General features: G+C 66.8%; 17 protein-coding genes. 3 read left to right on the top strand and 14 right to left on the bottom strand.

Annotated features, from left to right (window positions below; all coding sequences use genetic code 11):
• The first annotated feature begins 47 nt into the window (after positions 1–47).
• Positions 48–347 carry a YciI family protein gene (locus tag IMZ29_RS13025; RefSeq protein ID WP_216184568.1) on the top strand — a complete coding sequence of 100 codons (300 nt, stop codon included), beginning with the start codon at positions 48–50 and terminating at the stop codon, positions 345–347.
• Between the two features lie 48 nt (positions 348–395).
• Here the strand turns inward: IMZ29_RS13025 and IMZ29_RS13020 are convergent, their stop codons facing one another.
• The 7 genes from IMZ29_RS13020 to pyrG form a co-directional block, all read right to left on the bottom strand.
• Entirely contained in the window at positions 396–1,688 is a 1,293-nt protein-coding gene (locus IMZ29_RS13020) for a TRAP transporter large permease (RefSeq protein WP_216184566.1), read from the bottom strand.
• Positions 1,678–2,190 carry a TRAP transporter small permease gene (locus IMZ29_RS13015; protein WP_216184564.1) on the bottom strand — a complete coding sequence of 171 codons (513 nt, stop codon included), beginning with the start codon at positions 2,188–2,190 and terminating at the stop codon, positions 1,678–1,680. The genes IMZ29_RS13020 and IMZ29_RS13015 overlap by 11 nt, the downstream gene beginning before the upstream one ends.
• A 201-nt stretch (positions 2,191–2,391) precedes the next feature.
• The gene (locus tag IMZ29_RS13010; RefSeq protein ID WP_216184562.1) at positions 2,392–3,423 is read right to left on the bottom strand and encodes a TRAP transporter substrate-binding protein; all 1,032 of its coding nucleotides are present in this window, start codon (positions 3,421–3,423) and stop codon (positions 2,392–2,394) included.
• A 192-nt stretch (positions 3,424–3,615) separates the two neighbouring features.
• Positions 3,616–3,933: a cell division protein FtsB gene (ftsB, locus tag IMZ29_RS13005; RefSeq protein ID WP_216184560.1), complete on the bottom strand. Its 318-nt coding sequence runs from the start codon at positions 3,931–3,933 to the stop codon at positions 3,616–3,618.
• A gap of 23 nt (positions 3,934–3,956) precedes the next feature.
• Positions 3,957–5,243 carry a phosphopyruvate hydratase gene (gene eno / locus IMZ29_RS13000; protein ID WP_216184558.1) on the bottom strand — a complete coding sequence of 429 codons (1,287 nt, stop codon included), beginning with the start codon at positions 5,241–5,243 and terminating at the stop codon, positions 3,957–3,959.
• A 117-nt stretch (positions 5,244–5,360) separates the two neighbouring features.
• Positions 5,361–6,230: a 3-deoxy-8-phosphooctulonate synthase gene (gene kdsA / locus IMZ29_RS12995; RefSeq protein ID WP_216184556.1), complete on the bottom strand. Its 870-nt coding sequence runs from the start codon at positions 6,228–6,230 to the stop codon at positions 5,361–5,363.
• Complete coding sequence (pyrG, locus tag IMZ29_RS12990; RefSeq protein ID WP_216184554.1) at positions 6,227–7,885, bottom strand: CTP synthase; 1,659 nt, start codon at positions 7,883–7,885, stop codon at positions 6,227–6,229. Before pyrG ends, kdsA begins: the two co-directional genes overlap by 4 nt.
• A 207-nt stretch (positions 7,886–8,092) precedes the next feature.
• On the opposite strand from pyrG, the gene IMZ29_RS12985 reads away from it, so the two are divergent.
• Positions 8,093–9,076, top strand: coding sequence for a tripartite tricarboxylate transporter substrate binding protein (locus tag IMZ29_RS12985; RefSeq protein WP_216184552.1), 984 nt, complete (start codon positions 8,093–8,095; stop codon positions 9,074–9,076).
• A 10-nt stretch (positions 9,077–9,086) separates the two neighbouring features.
• On the opposite strand, the gene IMZ29_RS12980 is transcribed toward IMZ29_RS12985, so the two are convergent.
• The 7 genes from IMZ29_RS12980 to IMZ29_RS12950 form a co-directional block, all read right to left on the bottom strand.
• The gene (locus IMZ29_RS12980) at positions 9,087–10,709 is read right to left on the bottom strand and encodes an FMN-binding glutamate synthase family protein (RefSeq protein WP_216184550.1); all 1,623 of its coding nucleotides are present in this window, start codon (positions 10,707–10,709) and stop codon (positions 9,087–9,089) included.
• A 135-nt stretch (positions 10,710–10,844) separates the two neighbouring features.
• On the bottom strand, positions 10,845–11,282 hold the full coding sequence (locus IMZ29_RS12975; protein ID WP_253207094.1) for an aconitase X swivel domain-containing protein: 438 nt from the start codon (positions 11,280–11,282) through the stop codon (positions 10,845–10,847).
• Between the two features lie 113 nt (positions 11,283–11,395).
• Positions 11,396–12,679 carry an aconitase X gene (locus IMZ29_RS12970; RefSeq protein ID WP_216184546.1) on the bottom strand — a complete coding sequence of 428 codons (1,284 nt, stop codon included), beginning with the start codon at positions 12,677–12,679 and terminating at the stop codon, positions 11,396–11,398.
• A 16-nt stretch (positions 12,680–12,695) separates the two neighbouring features.
• Positions 12,696–13,523, bottom strand: a complete 828-nt coding sequence (locus IMZ29_RS12965) for an IclR family transcriptional regulator (protein WP_216184544.1) — start codon at positions 13,521–13,523, stop codon at positions 12,696–12,698.
• 71 nt (positions 13,524–13,594) lie between these two features.
• Positions 13,595–15,016 carry an FAD-dependent oxidoreductase gene (locus IMZ29_RS12960; RefSeq protein WP_216184542.1) on the bottom strand — a complete coding sequence of 474 codons (1,422 nt, stop codon included), beginning with the start codon at positions 15,014–15,016 and terminating at the stop codon, positions 13,595–13,597.
• Between the two features lie 866 nt (positions 15,017–15,882).
• The gene (gene mnmA, locus IMZ29_RS12955; RefSeq protein WP_216184539.1) at positions 15,883–16,989 is read right to left on the bottom strand and encodes a tRNA 2-thiouridine(34) synthase MnmA; all 1,107 of its coding nucleotides are present in this window, start codon (positions 16,987–16,989) and stop codon (positions 15,883–15,885) included.
• The gene (locus tag IMZ29_RS12950; RefSeq protein WP_216184536.1) at positions 16,989–17,465 is read right to left on the bottom strand and encodes an NUDIX hydrolase; all 477 of its coding nucleotides are present in this window, start codon (positions 17,463–17,465) and stop codon (positions 16,989–16,991) included. The genes mnmA and IMZ29_RS12950 overlap by 1 nt, the downstream gene beginning before the upstream one ends.
• Positions 17,466–17,555: 90 nt before the next feature.
• Here IMZ29_RS12950 and IMZ29_RS12945 point away from each other — a divergent pair, with 90 nt between their 5' ends.
• On the top strand, positions 17,556–18,674 hold the full coding sequence (locus IMZ29_RS12945; RefSeq protein WP_216184533.1) for a Re/Si-specific NAD(P)(+) transhydrogenase subunit alpha: 1,119 nt from the start codon (positions 17,556–17,558) through the stop codon (positions 18,672–18,674).
• The last annotated feature ends 1 nt before the right edge of the window (position 18,675 follow it).

The following is an 18,675-nucleotide window of genomic DNA, read 5'->3' as shown; positions in this document are numbered from 1 at the left end:
CGCATGCGCGAATTGCTATGATCCCCGATCCACTGGAGAGAGATCGCATGCTATACGTCATCCGCTTCTACGACATCGCCGACGGCCTGGCCATTCGCCAGGCGCACATCGATGCGCACATGGCCTGGCTGGCCGAGCAAGGCCCTGCCATCGTTGCGGCCGGCCCGCTGCGCGTCGGCGGCCCGGACACCAAGCCGGTGGGCGCGCTGTGGATTGTCCAGGCCGACAGCGAGGCCCAAGCCGAGGCGATCGTGCGCACAGACCCGTTCTCGATCCACGGCTTGCGTGAGCGCATCGAGGTTTACGCGTGGTCCCGGGGCTACCCGGCTCAACCCGTCACCATTTGAGCGCAGTCTCGAAGCGCAGCGGACACTGTCCGCTGCCGGCCCGTGCCATTACACCGTGATGCCCAACATCAGCCACGGAAACAGAATGAGCAGGGCAAGTCGGACCGCGTCCGCCAGGATGAACGGCGTGACCCCGCGGTAGATCGCGCCCAGCGGCACGTGCCGCGCAGAGGCCTTGATCACGAACACATTCATGCCCACTGGTGGCGTGATGAGCCCGATCTCCACCGTGATCACCGTGATCACGCCGAACCAGACGGGATCGAAACCCGCGGCCATCACGGCCGGGAACACGACCGGCACGGTGAGCAGCATCATGGCCATCGAATCCATGAAGCAGCCCAGCACCAGGTACAGCAGCAGGATGCACAGCAGCACGCCCATGGGCGCCATGCCCGCCGAGCTGATGAGATCCGAGATGTAGAAGGACAGGCGCGAGACAGAGAGGAAGTAGCCGAAGATCTCCGCGCCCAGCAGCATGAAGAAGATCACGACCGACATGGCGAGTGACTCGCCGATCGCCGAGACGATGTCGGTCAGACTGACCTTGCGCATCACGGCGACGATGAGCGTGGCGAAGGTGCCGACTGCCGCGGCCTCGGTGGGCGTGAAGAATCCCGTGTAGAGCCCGCCCAGCACGATGAGGAAGATGACAAGGAAGGGTCCCACCGCGCGCATTGAACGCAGCTTCTCGCCCAAGGTGGTCGAAGGCATCGAATCGCCCGCGAGCCCCGGGCGCAGGGTGACCACGATCCACACGGCCAGCGCATAACCGACCACCCCGAGCAGCCCCGGGATCAGCGCAGCGATGAAGAGCTCGCCGACGGACTGCTCGGTGATGAGGCCGTACAACAGCAACGCGATGCTGGGCGGGATGATGACACCCAGGGTGCCGCCCGCGGCAAGCACGCCTGACGCCAGGGATTGCGCGTAGCCCTTCTTCTCCATCTCCGGCAAGGCCACCTTGCTGATGGTGGCTGCCGTGGCGAGCGACGAGCCCGAGATCGCCGAGAACGTGCCGCTCGCCATCACGGCCGCCATCGCCATGCCCCCGCGCCAGGCGCCGAACACGGTGCGCGCCATGTCGAAGAGCTCGCCCGCCATGCGGGCCTTGGAGGCCAGCACGCCCATGAAGACGAACAGCGGGATGGCCGAGAAGCCGAAGTTGGTGAGCACGTCCGAGGGCACGGTCTCGAGAATGGCGAGCGCCGGCGTCCAGCCCACGAGCGCCGTGAAGCCACCGATGCCCACGGCGGCCATGGCCAGCGCAATCGGCGTGCGAATGGCCAACAGCACGAGCAAGACGCCAATGCCGATGACGCCAGCGATCTCAGGCGGCATGCCACACCCCCTGCTTCAGGCCCAGAAGCCCCTCGACCAGGGCGCGCAGCGCCATGAGGGCCATGCAGGCGCCGGTGGCGTAGCGGATCGGGCCGATCGGAATCTGCAGGTCCGGCGTCGTCTCGCCGGTCACGAAGGCGTGCGAACCCGCCACGAAAAGGCTGTAGGCCATGAGCGCGCCCAGCGCGGCAAAGCCCAGCAGGAAGAAGGCGTCCACCCGCACCTTCGCCGTATCGGACAGCCGTTGCGTGAAGAGCTCCACGATGACCTGGGATTTTTCCACGCCCCACGGCATGGCGCCGGCCATGGCCAGCAGGAAGAGATACCGCACGATCTCGATCGTGCCGTAATACGTGATCTCGTTCAGGAACGGCAGCACCACGCTCAGATTGCGCACGATCACGTCGAAGATGACGACGAACATCATGGCGACGAGCGCCAGGCCGGAGATGGCCAGCAGCACGCGGGCGATACGGTTCAGACTGTATTGGATGGCACCCATCTAGGCCCCGGAAGATCCATGCAATGACGGCACGCCGCCGTGCCGTCAAGGCGCGACGTGTGTCATCGGCGTGCGAAAAAAAGGAAGCATTCTGCCTTGGACGGCCTACCGCGAGAAGACCCCCGCGCGCAGGCGCATGGGCGTCGTCGCCAGCGGCCGCCCCCGAGTGAAAACGGGGGAGCGGCTCTGCCGCCGGCAGGATCAGTTGGCCATGGCCGGACAGCTCGCCTTCAGCGCCTGCGCCTGGGCGTACACCTCAGCCCCCGGCAAGCGCTGCTTCTTGAGACCGGCCAGGTAGTCGTCGACGACGGACTTGAGCACCGGACCCCAGGCGGCATCCTGCATGGGATTGTCCACCGTGATGATCTCGTTGCCCGCCTTCTGCGCAGCGGTGCGGCCTTCCACATCGAGCGCGTCGAACACGGCCGCCGCCCGGCGCTGCCACTCGGGCCCCGAGTGATCGTCGATGACCTTCTTCAGGTCGTCCGGCAAGCGATCGTAGGTGCGCTGGTTCATCGCCGTGACGAAGATCGTCGAGTAGATGGGCACATCCGTGTGGTGCTTGGCGAGTTCATTCAGGCGGAAAACCTGCATGGCCTCCCACGGAAACGCCGTGCCGTCGATGACGCCACGCTGCATGGACTCGTACGCCTCCGGCGCCGGCATGGAGACGTTGCGTGCGCCGGCCTTCTGCAGCACTTGGCCCGCGATCGCCGCCGGATTGCGGATGCGCAAGCCCTTCAGCGCATCGGGATTGGGCACGCTCTTGTCGCGCGTATGCAGCACGCCCGGCCCCGTGGTGAACATGTACAGCACCTTGGTGTCCGCATATTCCTTCTCGAGCATCCCCTTGTCATACAGGGATTGCAGGATGCAGCCACTCTGCAGCGCGGTGGTGCCCAGACCCGGGAATTCGACGATCTGGCTCAATGGAAAACGGCCCGCGGTGTAACCCTGGGCCGTACTCACCACATCTGCCACACCGTTGACGGTGGCCTGGTAGGACCCATCGGCCTTGGCCAAGGTCTGCGCGGGAAAGAGCTGGACGCGGATGCGTCCGCCAGAGGCTTGCTCGACGGACTTGCCCCAGGCCTCGAACACCTCGGCGTGCGCGCGCGAGGCGGACGGCCAGAAGTGGGTGTAGCGCAGCGTGACTTCTGCCGCGTGGGCCGAGCCAAGCGCAGCGCCAGCCAGTGCGATACCGGCCAACGCCTTCATCGAGAATCTTGCCATGTTGTCTCCTCTGTGTGCGGAAATGCCGGGACGCGGCCCACCCCACGCGGTGAGAAGACCGCATGGCGCGGCTGGGCGCGCACGACGGCACTGTCGTCGGGAATCGTCGTTCCCGTCCGAAGGAGTATACAGGTCGTTAGTTGGGCTTCAAACGGTCACGCGAGGCGCATGCGCCTCGCGCAAGCCCGATGATCAGCGGCGCTGCGGTTGTTGCGCCGGCGCCTCGCGCAGCTCCGCATTACCGTCGACGAACTGGACGAAGAGCTCGTCCTGACTGACGAGGCCCAGTTCCTGCCGGGCCCGTTCCTCGATGGCATCGGTGCCCGTCTGCAGATCGCGCACCTCGGCCTGCAGCGCCGCATTGCGCAGCCGCAGGCCGTCGTTCAGATCGCGCTGGGCGTCCACTTGGCGCTCCATTTCCCACACGCGAAGCCAGCCGCCCTTGCCCCACCACAGTGGGTACTGAATGAGCGCGAGGGCAACGACCAGGCCAAGCACGATGGTGCGCATGGATGAAACGCCCGTGTCTGCGATCAACGCAGGTTGTAGAACGCTTCGCGGCCGGGGTAGTGGGCGATGTCACCCAGATCTTCTTCGATGCGCAGCAGCTGGTTGTACTTGGCCATGCGATCCGAGCGCGAGAGCGAACCGGTCTTGATCTGCAAGGCGTTGGTGGCCACGGCGATGTCGGCGATCGTGGTGTCTTCCGTCTCGCCCGAGCGGTGCGACACGACAGCGGTGTAGCCGGCGCGCTTGGCCATCTCGATGGCGGCGAAAGTCTCGGTGAGCGTACCGATCTGGTTGATCTTGATGAGGATCGAGTTGCCGACGCCCTGCTGGATGCCTTGCTTGAGGATGCGCGTGTTGGTGACGAAGAGATCGTCGCCCACCAGCTGCACCTGCTTGCCCAGGCGATCCGTCAGGATCTTCCAGCCTTCCCAATCGCCTTCGGCCATGCCGTCTTCGATCGAGATGATCGGGTACTTGTCGCACCAGGTGGCGAGCAGGTTCGTGAAGCCTTCGGCGTCCAGCGAGATGCCGCCTTCACCGGCCAGGTGGTATTGACCGTCGCGGTAGAACTCGGAAGCCGCGCAATCCAGGCCCAGGGCGATCTGCGTGCCCGGCTCGTAGCCGGCCGTCTCGATGGCCTGCAGGATCAGCTGGATGGCTTCTTCGTGATTGGCCAGGCTCGGGGCGAAGCCGCCTTCGTCGCCGGTAGCCGTGGACATGCCCTTGTCGTGAATGAGCTTTTTCAGCGCGTGGAAGGTTTCCGCGCCCATGCGCAGGGCTTCGGAGAAGCTCGTCGCGCCCACGGGCAGGATCATGAATTCCTGCATGTCCAGGTTGTTGTTGGCGTGCGCGCCACCGTTGATGACGTTCATCATCGGCACGGGCATGCTCATCTGGCCGCTGCCACCGAAGTAGCGGTACAGGGGCAGATTCGATTCTTCGGCGGCGGCACGGGCCACGGCCATGCTGACGGCCAGGATCGCGTTGGCGCCCAGGCGGTCCTTGTTCTCGGTGCCGTCCAGATCGATCATGACGTGATCGATGAGGGCCTGCTCCTGGGCGTCCAGGCCCACGAGCGCTTCGGAGATCTCGGTGTTGATGTTCTCGACGGCGCGCAGCACGCCCTTGCCGAGGTAGCGGCTCTTGTCGCCGTCACGCAGTTCGACGGCTTCGCGCGTGCCGGTGGAGGCGCCCGACGGCACGGCGGCACGGCCCATGGCGCCCGATTCGAGCAGCACGTCGCATTCGACGGTGGGGTTGCCGCGCGAGTCGAGGATCTCTCGGCCGATGATGTCAACGATAGCGGTCATGATGATTCAGTCCCGGATAGCTTTTCAGAAAAAACGGCGGCGGGCAGCGTGAGCCAGGCCCGCCCGATAGGCGTTGGCGCGATTGTACCTGCGGCACTCGCCGCGCATCGATGAAGCTCAGGCGCCCTTGCCCGCAGCGAAGGTCTGCTCGAGAAAGCCCTGGCCCTTCACCAGCGCGTCGATATCGCGCAGCGTGGTGAGCAAGGCTTCCATCTGATCGAGCGGCACGGCGTTCGGGCCATCGGACATGGCGTTGGCCGGGTCCGGATGGGTTTCCATGAAGAGCCCGGCCACGCCCACGGCAACCGCCGCGCGCGCCAGTACCGGCACGAATTCGCGCTGGCCGCCGGAGGACGTGCCCTGCCCGCCCGGCAGCTGCACGGAGTGGGTCGCATCGAAGACGACGGGGCAGCCCGTCTCGCGCATGATGGCCAGCGAGCGCATGTCGGAGACGAGGTTGTTGTACCCGAAGGACACACCGCGCTCGCACACTAGGATATTGCTGCCGTCCCCACCCGCCTCGATCGCCGCATCGCGCGCCTTGGCGGCGACCTGCAGCATGTCGTGCGGGGCGAGGAACTGGCCCTTCTTGATGTTCACCGGCTTGCCGGTGGCTGCGCAGGCCCGGATGAAATCCGTCTGGCGGCACAGGAAGGCGGGCGTCTGGAGCATGTCGACCACGGCGGCCACCTCGGCCACCTGATCGATCTCGTGCACGTCCGTGAGCACCGGCACGCCGAGCGCATCGCGCACGTCGGCCAGGATCTTCAGACCCTCGGCCATGCCAGGGCCACGGAAGGATTTACCCGAACTGCGATTGGCCTTGTCGAACGAGCTCTTGTAGATGAACGGGATCCCCAGCCGGCTGGTGATCTCCTTCAAGCGGCCCGCCGTGTCGAACGCCAGCGCGCGCGATTCGATCACGCAGGGGCCGGCGATCAGGAAGAAGGGCTTGTCCAGCCCGACCGGAAATCCGCAGACGTTCATCCCTGGGCTCCCTCGCCGCGCGCCTTCTTGTGCTCGAGCGCCGCGCGCACGTAGCTCGAGAAGAGCGGGTGGCCGTCACGCGGGGTGGAGGTGAACTCGGGGTGGAACTGCACACCCATGAACCAGGGGTGCTGGGGCAGCTCCATGATCTCGGGCAGGCTTTCGCTGGGCGTGCGCGCGCTGATCACCATGCCGGCGTCCTCCAGCTTGGGCACGTAGAGGTTGTTGACCTCGTAGCGGTGGCGGTGACGCTCGTTGACCTCGTCGCCATAGATGCGCTGGGCACGGGTACCGGGCTTGATCGGCACGCGCTGCGCACCCTTGCGCATGGTGCCGCCCAGATCGGACTCGGCATCGCGGCGCTCGACACGGCCTTCGGCATCCTGCCACTCGTTGATGAGCGCGACGACGGGGTGCAGCGTGTCCGGGTCGAACTCGGTGCTGTTGGCACCCAAGAGGCCGGCCACGTTGCGCGCGTATTCCACCACGGCGAGCTGCATGCCCAGGCAGATGCCCAGGTACGGCACGCCGTTCTCGCGGGCGTAGCGGATCGCCTGCATCTTGCCTTCCGTGCCGCGCTTGCCGAAGCCGCCCGGCACGAGGATGGCATCGAATCCCTTGAGCGCATCGCAGCCGTTGGCCTCGATGTCTTCGGAGTCGATGTAGTCGATCACGACCTTGCTGCGCGTGTGGATGCCGGCGTGCACCAGGGCTTCCGTGAGCGACTTGTACGACTCGGTGAGGTCGACGTACTTGCCGACCATGCCGATGTGCACTTCGGCGGTGGGGTTCTCGCGCGCTTCGATGAGGCGATCCCACACGGTGAGATCGGCCGCGGGCGGGTGCAGGCCGAGCGTCGTGCAAATGAGTTCGTCCAGACCCTGCTTGTGCAGCATGGCGGGAATCTTGTAGATGGAGTCCACATCCCACACGGAGATCACCGCGTCCAGGGGCACGTTGGAGAACATCGAGATCTTGGCGCGCTCGTCGTCCGGGATCGGGCGATCGGCACGGCAGAGGAGCGCGTCCGGATACACGCCGATTTCGCGCAGCTTCTGCACCGAGTGCTGGGTGGGCTTGGTCTTCAATTCGCCCGCGGACGGGATGAAGGGCACCAGCGTGAGGTGCACGAAGGCACACTGGCCACGGCCCAGGCGCAGGCTCATCTGGCGAGCAGCTTCCAGGAAGGGCAGCGATTCGATGTCGCCCACGGTGCCGCCGATCTCGACGATCGCGACGTCCGTCTCGGCGCCCCAGGCGGCGTTCGCGCCACGCACCACGAAATCCTGGATCTCGTTGGTGATGTGCGGAATCACCTGCACGGTCTTGCCGAGGTAATCGCCGCGGCGCTCCTTGCGCAGCACCGATTCATAGATCTGGCCGGTGGTGAAGTTGTTCACCTTGCGCATGCGCGCGGAGATGAAGCGCTCGTAGTGGCCCAGGTCCAGGTCGGTCTCGGCGCCGTCTTCGGTCACGAAGACCTCGCCGTGCTGGAACGGGCTCATGGTGCCCGGATCGACGTTGATATAGGGATCGAGCTTGAGCATGGTGACCTTCAGGCCACGCGATTCGAGGATCGCGCCCAGGGACGCCGCTGCGATCCCCTTGCCCAGAGAAGACACCACCCCGCCAGTGACGAAAACGTACTTGGTCATTGCCATTCGCTGCCGCACGAGCGTGCGGCGCAGGTTGGAAACGGGGATTATAGCCGGGCCGGCGAGCTCGGCCACCTGCCCCCGACGCGGCAGCCCCGGGCCGTTGCGGATTGACGCGGCATTGCAACGCTCCCCAGAATGGGACCGCCCGGGCTCGACCCCGGGCGGGCGCCATCTGACGCCACAACACCCCGAGGAGACACCCTGATGCACCGTTCGCCCCTGCGCCGCCGCGCCACCCTCCTGGCCCTGTCCGCCCTCACCCTGCTGCCGGGGGCCTACACGTCTGCCGCGCTGGCGGCCTTCCCGGACAAGCCCGTGACCCTCATCGTGCCCTGGCCGCCCGGCGGCCCGACGGACCGCCACCTGCGCACGCTCGCACAGATCGTGGGCGAGGAACTCGGGCAGACCGTGATCATCGAGAACAAGCCCGGGGCAGGCGGCACGCTGGGCCCTGCGGCGATGGCCACCTCCGCCAAACCCGATGGCTACACCATCGCGCAGTTCCCGATGGGCCTGCTGCGCATGCCGCACATGCAGAAGGTCTCCTGGGATCCGCTGAAGGACTTCACCTACATCATCGGCGTCACAGGCTACACGTTCGGCTTCACCGTGCGCGCGGATTCTCCCTACAAGACGTTCAACGACTACATCGCCGCCGCGAAGGAAAAGCCCGGTCTCATCGACTACGGCTCGACCGGCATCGGCACCTCGCCGCACCTGCTGATGGAGGAGATCGCCCTCAACGCCGGGGTCAAGCTCAACCACGTGCCCTTCAAGGGCAATGCGGATCTTCAGCAGGCCTTGCTGGGCGGTCACGTGATGGCCCAGAGCGATGCGAGCGGCTGGGACAAGTTCGTCGATGGCGGCCAGATGCGCCTGCTCGCGACCTTCGGCGAGAAGCGCACGCAGCGCTGGCCGGACGTACCCACCGCCAAGGACCTGGGCTACGGCGTCGTGGCCACCTCGCCCTACGGCATCGCCGGCCCCAAGGGCATGGATCCCGCCGTGGTCAAGACGCTGCACGACGCGTTTCGCAAGGCCATGGACGATCCGCGCCACAAGGAGGTGCTCGCCCAGCTGAACCAGGAGATCTGGTATCGCAACAGCGAGGACTACGCGGCCTGGGCGCGCGAGACCTACGCGCGTGACAAGGCGCTCATCGAGCGCCTGGGGCTCAACACCCAGTGAACCATCGCCGCTACGCCGCGGCCGGCATCGGGTTGGGCGCGAAGCTGTCGGCGCGCGCCATGGGCCACGCCACGGCGTAGATGCGATTCGGGAATTCCTCGCGCAGGAGCTGCCCCGGCTCCAGCGTGGGGTACAGCTCCGAGAGCAGGCGAACCTCGCCGTTGGCAATGCGCCGCACGATGTGCTGCGGCCGCAAGTCGCCCGGATGGCTGATCCCGCCCGCCTCCAGCAGTTCCGCGAGCGCGGTCAGCGTGTAGCGGTGATAGTTGTAGACCCGTTCGGCCTTGTCGGGCACCACGATGGCCCGCTGACGGCCGGCATCCTGCGTGGCGACGCCCGTCGGGCACAGGCCCGTATGGCACGTCTGCGCCTGCACGCAACCGATGGCGAACATGAAGCCACGCGCGGCATTGCACCAGTCGGCCCCCATCGCCAGCATGCGCGCCACGTCGAACCCCGTGATCACCTTGCCCGAGGCACCGATGCGCACGCGGTCGCGCAGCCCAGCGCCCACCAGGGTGTTGTGCACCAGGCGCAGGCCCTCCTGCAGCGGCACGCCCACATGGTCGCTGAACTCGACCGGGGCTGCCCCCGTGCCCCCCTCTGCCCCGTCGACCACGATGAAATCGGGCGTGATGCCTGTGTGCAGCATCGCCTTGACCATGGCGAACCATTCCCAGGGATGGCCGATGCACAGCTTGAAGCCGACAGGCTTGCCGCCTGACAGCTCGCGCAGCCGGGCAATGAACTGCATGAGGGTGATGGGGCTGTCGAAAGCGCTGTGGGCCGCGGGCGAGAGGCAATCCCGTCCTTGCGGCACGCCGCGCGCCGCGGCGATCTCGGTCGTCACCTTCGGGCCGGGCAGAATCCCGCCCTGGCCGGGCTTGGCGCCTTGCGAGAGCTTGAGCTCGATCATGCGCACCTGCGGCTGGCGTGCCGCTTCGGTGAACTTTTCTGCATCGAAGCGACCATGCTCGTCACGGCACCCGAAGTAGCCCGAACCGATGTTCCAGATCAGATCACCACCATGCTCGCGGTGATACCGGCTGATCCCGCCCTCACCTGTGTCGTGCGCGAAGCGCCCTTTCTTCGCACCCGCGTTCAGCGCCAGCACGGCGTTGCCCGACAGGGCCCCGAAGCTCATGGCCGAGATGTTGAAGACGGACATCTCATAGGGCTGGGTACAGCTTTCCCCACCCACCAGCACGCGAAAATCCGAATTGCCGATGTGCGTGGGTGCCACCGAATGGTTGATCCACTCGTAGTGCTCGGCGTAGACGTTCTGTTGCGTGCCGAACGGGCGCTTGTCCATCTCGCGCTTGGCGCGCTGATACACGATGGAGCGCTGCGCGCGCGAGAACGGCTCGCCGTCGTTGTCGCCCTCGAAGAAATACTGCCGCAATTCCGGCCGCACGGATTCGAACAGGAATCGCATGTTGCCGATGATGGGGTAATTGCGCCGGATGGCATGGCGCGGCTGCCAGAGGTCGTAGCAACCGAGCAGCACCAGCGCGGCCAGGACGGCGGCCGCTCCGATCCAGGCGCCACCGCGCTCCCACGCGAGGCCGGCGCACAGGATGAGTCCGGTGATGACGATGGCGAAAACCGTGAAGCGATGCGCGAAGCGGGACATGGGCCACCTTGGAGACAGGAATGCCCGCACTATGGCCCGACGCGCATGACAGGGTCAACCGCAGGCCATGGCCCGACAGCCCTGTCGCGCCCTGCGTCCTATCGCAGCCTCATCGCGCCACCCACGGCGTATCGATCAGCGCCGATACACTTCCAGAACGCCGGCATCCGCGTCCACGCGCACCCAGTCGCCCGTGCGAATGAGTTCGATCGGATCCTGGTCGAAATCGGTGAGTGCCGGGGCCCGCGTGACCACCGCACCCAAGGCGATCTTGGTGGTCATCTCCGTGAACACCATGGCCGCCGGTGCCTTGTGCATCAGGCGTGCCAAGTGGAACGTGGCAGACCATCCCGAGGAGCCCTTGGCGCCGGGAAAGACCAGCACCTTCCCGGCAAAACTCTGCCCGCGCAGCTCGTGGTGGGTCTCGACGATGGTGCCGGTGCGCGCATCGACGCCGCCCCACCCGGAGACGTGATCGTGCGTGACCAGGGCTTCGCCCTCGGCCACGCCACCCACGACTTTGCGGCCGGTGAGGCGCAGCACCGGCGGCCCCGGAGGACGCAGGGTTGACATGGCCCCGGCCTCAGCTGTGGCTGCGGCGCCAGCGTGGTCTGGCCCGCCCTGCTTCGCCACCGCTACGTTCGCCAACGCCGACGGTGTCACGCTGTCTTCGGATCCCTGCACCGTCATGCCAGCCTCCCGTCCCAGCGGCCCGAGCAGGCCGCATCGATGCAGTCAGCGGTGGACCCGAACCAGGCCTCCACACCCAGGATCGCCGGCAGGTAGTGCGCCTGCTTGGCCGAATCCATCGCCACCACCCGCGTATCCTTGGGCACCGCGCGGCTCATGGCCGAGCAACTGTCCGAGAAGATGTGCCCGCCGGCGTCTTCGATGATCTTGGTATAGCCGTTCTGGTCGGCGAGCGTCTTGATGGCGCGCGGGGTGAAGATCCAGAGCTCACAGTTCTCGTGCACGCGCCGGCCCTCGAGCAGCACCGAGGCTTCCCAGATCTGCTCGATGGTGTAATGCGGGCACCCCAGCATCACGTAGTCCACCTCGGTGCGGTTGCCATTGGCATTCAGGCGCTCATACACCGCGCGCCGCTCGGCCGCGCCGTAGCGCAGGGTCGGCACCGCGCGACGCTTCCCGATTGCCTGCTCGAACGTGTTGGCTTCAGGCGTGATGCCCACCAGGTGGTACATTTCGACCCCGCCGGACGAGGCGGCCGCTGCGCCGAAATGCTTCAGACGCTGCAGGTTGGGCACGGCCCGCACGCCATCGACCACGGGCACCTTGTCCTGCACGACTTCGCCCACGTAGTAGCCGAGCATGCCCCAATCCGCCGTGCTCTCTACCGGCACATCGAGCTCGATGCGGTGAGTACCGAGACGATTCTCATCCAGATGGTAGCCCCAGTACGGAATGCGGCTCGTCAACATCGCCGCCCCCACACTCTCGCGACCTTCGGTATTGGTGCGTGCCCCCAGCACCCCGTTGCAGTAGATCACCGCCGACGACTCCATCCACGCGCAGTGCTCGCCGCGCGTGGGCACGTTGCCCACCTGATACGGCGTACAGGTGTTCATGAGCTGCACGCCCATGCGCCCAGCAAAGGCTTCGCTCTTGCGGTAGAAGGTGACAGTCTCCTCCGATACTCCCATGCGCTCGGGCTCGTTCGGATCGAAGCCCAGCTGCAGATGGCTCGTGAAGGTCTTCACGCGCGGGATCTCGACCACTTCATCGCTGTCCAGGCTGAATTCGCTGAAGACGGCATCCATGCCGCCGCGTTGCTCGGCGAAGTCCCGCATGAACGGCGTCGTTGCGGTCACGGTGCCCGTGACGTTACGCGTCTCGACCAGTCGCTCGGCGCCCAGCGCTTCGCCATAGCGCGTCAGCAAGTCCATGGCGCGCGCCACGGCGCGGCCATCCCGGCCATCGCGCATGGCCTTTTCGTCGTCGGTCAGTTGCATGCGGGTCTCCTGGGTATCAATCGGGCGCGACAGCGACGCGCCCGCCGATCTGTTGGGCAATGGCCTCGGCCAGCGCCACGATGCGTGGGGCGACATCGCGCGTGAGGCGCTCGCCTGGAAAATCGAACGCGGCGCCGCCAAAGTTCACGGCCATGACGTCGCCCTGCGCGTCCACGACGGGCACGGCCACGGAATTGATGTCGCGATGGAATTCGCCAATCGACAGGCAGTAGCCTGCCGCACGGCCTGCCGCCAGCGCCGGAGCCAGCGCCGAGGATGACTGCACCCAGTCGGCACCCCGCCCCATCGCGAGCGAATCGAGCAGGTGCTGGCGTTGCGCGGCGGGCAAGGCGATCAGGCACGCACGGCCCAGCGCCGAGCTTGCGAGCGGCGCGCGCGAGCCCACGTCCAGGCGCGGCGTGAGCAGCGACGAGCGCGAGCGGCAGGCCTCGATGAGCACCATGTCCAGCCCTTCGCGAATGGCCAGATACACCGAGCCACCCAATTCGTCGGCCAATGCCTGCATGGGGCCACGCGCCACGGCGCGAACGTCGAGCGACGACAGGAACACGCGCGCGAGCGACACGATGCCGGCCCCCAGCATGAAGCGCTCGCCGCCAGGCGCATGCCGCAGCAGGCCCTGGGCCATCAGGGTGGCTACCAGCCGCACCACCGTAGGCCGGGGGATGCCAGTGGCACGCTCGAGCTCGACATAGGAAAGGACCGGCACCTGCTCGGTGAAGCAGCGCAGGATGCCGATGCCGCGTTCGAGCGCACTCACGGTATCGCCCTTGGCGGGCGGTGCACTCACGGTGTCGTCGACGACTTTCAGGCTTTGCGCCATGGCAGATTCTCCTCAGCAGCCAAGGCGCGCCCCCGCCAGCTGGCGGAGCCACCCCGAAGGCAAAGCCCGCATCATGCCACCGTCTCGGTCTGCGGCCGCACGAACACGCCCTGGCGCAACAAGGCCGCCTGCAGCGTGCCGACGTCCAGATCGCGCGGCGCCACGCCCTGCGCCACGGCCAGCGCCGCCGCCGTGCCCGCCGCCTGCCCGGTGATCCAGCACTGCGGAATCTCGCGCATGAAGCCATGTGAGTTCGGATCGCACGACACATGTCGGCCGCAGGCGAGCAAGCCATCCAGGCGCGCCGGCACCAGGGCACCATACGGAATCGAGATGTTGGGAAACTTGGGCGACACGGCCGGCGTCACGCCTACTTCGTCGCCCAGCGCCACGCCATCCGGCCACTGGCTGCGACGTACCGCGCCCACGCCCTTCAACCGCCGGGTATGGCGCACGCCAAGCTGCGGCGCGCTGTAGAGCATGTAGGCACTCTCGAAGCCTGGGGCATGCTTGCGGAAATACTCGAGGTGCGCGGCCATGGCGCGGTGCGAGCGCACTTCCACGGCCGTGAGATCGTCCACGTCCAGCGCCGAATAGCCGGACTGGCGCGGCCCCATGAAGAGCGCGATGTCGTTGCGCCACGACACGAACGGGCGCTCGAAGAGGCCAAGCTCGTTGCGCCCACGCGCCATGAACTCGGCGTGCTGGTCGGGTTGGCCGGTCTTGAAGTCGATCCAGCGATTCATGTCCACACCGCCGAACAGCCAGGCGGTGTTCATGCAGTGGTGGACGTCGCCTTCTTCGATGTCGTTCTCGAAATCGGCACCGGCCCGGGCGAAGACGTCACCATCGCCGGTCGCATCCACGACAACGTCGGCCATGATGGCCATGCGGCCTTCCTTGCTCTCGAAGACCACGCCCTTGACCTTGCCGCCCTCAACGATCGGCACGGCCGCCCAGCTGTGATAGACGAGCTTCACATTCCGCTCAAGCACGATTTCCTGGGACAGGAGCTTCAGCCGCTCGGGGTCGATGGTGGGTGACCATGTGACGACGCCGTGATAGGCCGCGGTGCGATTGGACCAGTATCCGGCCTTGCCGGTGTCTCGCGAGCCCCAATCTGCGCGGGACGGGCCAGCGACGGCGTCGGCGGGCAGACGATCGAAGAGCTCTTCCGCGAAGCCGCGGATGACGAGCTTGCCTTCCCAATCGGTCATCCGGTCGATCCAGATCACGAGCCCGCCGGTGGACAGCCCGCCCAGGTGGTTGTAGCGCTCGAGCAGCACCACGTCCGCGCCTTCTTTCGCAGCAGCGGCGGCTGCCGCCGTCCCGGAAGGCCCGCCGCCCACGACCAGCACGCCGCAGCGACGATAGATGGGCACCGAGCGCCCTGGCTCCTGCCACGCGCCCAGGTCCTGACGCTCTTCCTTGCGATCGCGGTCGAAGATGTCCGACGTGAGGATGCGTTCGTCACTGCGCACGATGGTCTTCATGATCCAGGCCTTTAAATGAACACTGAGTTCATTTTTTCACATGGATCGGGGTTTTGCATTCGGGTTTACCCAAGAACCCCATAACGATTCGCTGATTTTTTGGCTTCCTGACTCGATTTCATGCCATCAAGAACTGCATTGAGTTCTTAAGTATGGCCTCGTGCAGGGTCACGGCCGTGGGGCCGGTCGTGCGGCCGGGCCTTCACGGCCCGGCTACCCTCTCGCTCCGGGTATCAGGACGGGCGGATGGCGAACTCGGAGGGTGGACAGTCCACTGGACTGTCCACACCCGCCTCCTCAAACATCGCCATCCTTGCCTCCCGTCCTGACACCCTACGCTCGGCGCACTCCGACGGCCCCACGGCCGTGACCCTGCACGAGGCCTCCGTCATTGAGAGGCGTGAGGTCGTGGACGGTGAAGCGCGCAGGGGCGCCGTGCTTAACAGGCATGGACTTGGGTCTCATTGGCATGACGTCGTCGCCCATGCGAGCCATATGGCTGCAATCAACAGCGTGCTGCATGGGCCGCAAATGCGGGCGGGTGCGAGTGGGGCAGAATCACTTGCCACTGGGTCAGGCCCTCTTCCGACTCAGCATGTGCCTGAGCCGTCGGGGCGGGTGCGCTGGGCGGGGCCGTTGGAGCGCGCCGAGCGCAGGGGGTCGTGACGGGAGGCAAGGGAGGCGATGTCTGAGGAGGCGGGTGTGGACAGTCCGGGGGACTGTCCACCCTCCGAGTTCGCCGACCGCCCGTCACGACCCCCGGAGCGAGAGGGCAGCCGGGCCGTTCAGGCCCGGCCGCGCGACCGGCCCCGCCCAGCGCACCCGCACCGACGGCGCCTCAAGAACTCAGATATCGCTGCAGCGAATCAGGCGATGATCCCGCCACCCAGGCACACATCCCCGTCATACAACACGGCCGACTGCCCCGGCGTCACCGCCCACTGCGGCTCATCGAAACGCAGCGCAAAGCGGCCGTCGCCCGCCCCATCGAGCAGCGAACACCCGGCATCTGGCTGCCGGTAACGCGTCTTCGCACCGTAGTGGCCCGCTTCGGGCGGCGCCCCCGCCACCCAGCTCGCGTCCTGGGCCTGCAATTCGCCCGACAACAGCCAGGGGTGATCGTGTCCCTGCACCACGTACAGGACATTGTTCGCCAGATCCTTGCGCGCGGTGTACCAGGCGAGCGCCGTGCCGTCCTCGGCCTGACGGCCCTTCACGCCGCCGATGCCCAGGCCCTTGCGCTGGCCAAGCGTGTAGAACGCCAGGCCGTCGTGCTTGCCCACTTCACGGCCATCGTCGGTCAGGATCGGGCCTGGCTTGGTCGGCAGGTAACGGTTCAGGAACTCCTGGAACGGCCGCTCGCCGATGAAGCAGATACCCGTCGAATCCTTCTTGGCCGCGTTGGGCAGGCCGATCTCGCGGGCAAGCCGGCGCACCTCGGATTTAGGCGTCTCGCCCAGCGGAAAGAGCGTGCGCGCGAGTTGAGCCTGGTTCAGGCGATGCAGGAAGTAGCTCTGGTCCTTCGTGCCGTCCAGCGCCTTGAGCAACTGCACCTGTCCCGCCTGCGGACCCGACTCCACGTGGCGCACCCGGGCGTAGTGCCCCGTGGCGATGCGCTCCGCGCCCATGCGCATGGCGTGATCGAGGAAGGCCTTGAACTTGATCTCGGCATTGCACAGCACGTCAGGATTGGGCGTGCGGCCCGCGGAGTACTCCCGCAGGAATTCGGCGAAGACGCGATCCTTGTACTCGGCGGCGAAGTTCACGGCCTCGATGTCGATGCCGATGACGTCGGCCACGCTGGCTGCATCCAGCCAATCCTGGCGCGTGGAGCAATACTCGGAGTCGTCGTCGTCTTCCCAGTTCTTCATGAACAGACCGATAACCTCGTAGCCCTGCTGCTTGAGCAGCCAGGCGGAGACCGACGAATCCACGCCACCCGACAAGCCGATCACGACACGTTCGCGGGCCATCAGCGCGGCTCCGGATCCAGGTAGGTGATGCTGTGCAGCGGCAGGAAGGGCTCGCCCGCGCGCTGGCGCGCGACGTAGTCTTCCACGCAGCGCATCACGACCGGGCTGCGGTGCATGTCCGGGCGGGCCCGCAGGCCATCGGCGTCGATCCAGAAGGCGCGATGGATACCGAAGTCCAGCGCGAGGCCAGGCACGGGTTCGCCCACCGTACCGATGATGGCAAAGCGCAGGTAGGCCGTGTCGCCCGCGGGTGCGAGGTAGGCGCCGAGCCAGGCCGTTGGCGTGAGCTCATGCGCCGTCTCCTCGAGCGTCTCGCGCACGGCGCCAGCGATGATCGACTCATCGGGTTCGAGGTGGCCGGCAGGCTGGTTCCAGCGTACGCCGTCGGAGGTCTCTTCCTCGACGAGCAGGAACTTGCCGTCGCGCTCCACCACGGAAGCGACAGTGACCGCGGGCTTCCAGCGGGACGTTGTCAATTCTTTCACCTAGTCATGTATGCTTGCCACAGACGAGCACAACGCGGCTGGCAAGCCGAAAAACGGCACGCTACCGCCCTTGGAGGCGCCATGCATATTGGCATTCCGCGTGAACGCAGGCAGGGCGAAGCCAGGGTGGCTGTCACGCCGGATACGGTGCGCCGTTATGTGGCCGCGGGCCATGTCGTGACGGTCGAATCCGGGGCGGGCGCAGCCGCGCATTATACCGACGACGCCTATGTCGCTGCCGGGGCAGGCCTGGGTGACGCCATGGCCGCCTTTGGGGCCGATCTGCTACTGAAAGTGCGCGCCCCGCTACCCGAGGAGGACGCCGCCCTGCGGCGCGGCAGCGTGCTCGTCGGGCTGCTGGACCCCTTTGACACGACGGGCCTTGCCCGGCTGGCGGCGACCGGCGTCACGGCGTTCGCGCTGGAGGCCGCCCCGCGCATCACCCGTGCGCAAAGCCTGGACGTGCTCTCCTCGCAGGCCAACGTGGCCGGCTACAAGGCCGTGCTGCTCGCCACTCAACACTACGGGCGCTTCATGCCCATGCTCATGACGGCCGCCGGCACCGTGAAGGCCGCGCGCGTCGTGGTGCTGGGCGCGGGCGTGGCCGGGCTGCAGGCGATCGCGACGGCGCGCCGGCTGGGCGCGGTGGTCGAAGCCTCGGACGTGCGGCCCGCCGCACGCGAGCAGGTGGAATCGCTCGGGGCCAAGTTCATCGACGTGCCGTTCGAGACCGACGAGGAGCGCGAGATCGCCGAAGGCGTCGGCGGCTATGCCCGGCCCATGCCCGCCGCCTGGATGCAGCGCCAGGCCGCGCGCGTGGCAGAGCGCTGTCGGCAGGCCGACATCGTCATCACTACCGCCCTGATACCCGGGCGCCCTGCCCCGCAGCTGATCTCGGCCGAGACGGTGGCTGCCATGCGCCCGGGGGCAGTGATCGTGGATCTGGCCATCGAGCGCGGCGGCAACTGCCCGCTCTCGCGCGCGGACACCGTGGTCGAGCACGGTGGCGTCATCCTCCTTGCGCCATCGAACCTGCCGGCGCTGGTGCCCACCGACGCCTCCGCGCTCTACGCGCGCAACCTCTTCGAGTTCACCCGCCTCATCACCGGTGCGGATGGCGCACTCGCCATCGCCCGCGAGGACGAGATCGTCGCTGCCTGCCTCGTCTGCGAGAACGGCACTGTCACCCGAGGAGGCTAGC

This window comes from Verticiella alkaliphila (assembly GCF_018904615.1).
Lineage (GTDB): Bacteria > Pseudomonadota > Gammaproteobacteria > Burkholderiales > Burkholderiaceae_B > Verticiella > Verticiella alkaliphila.
Note: the sequence above shows the minus strand (reverse complement) of the source record. Positions and strands in the feature narration are given on the sequence as shown.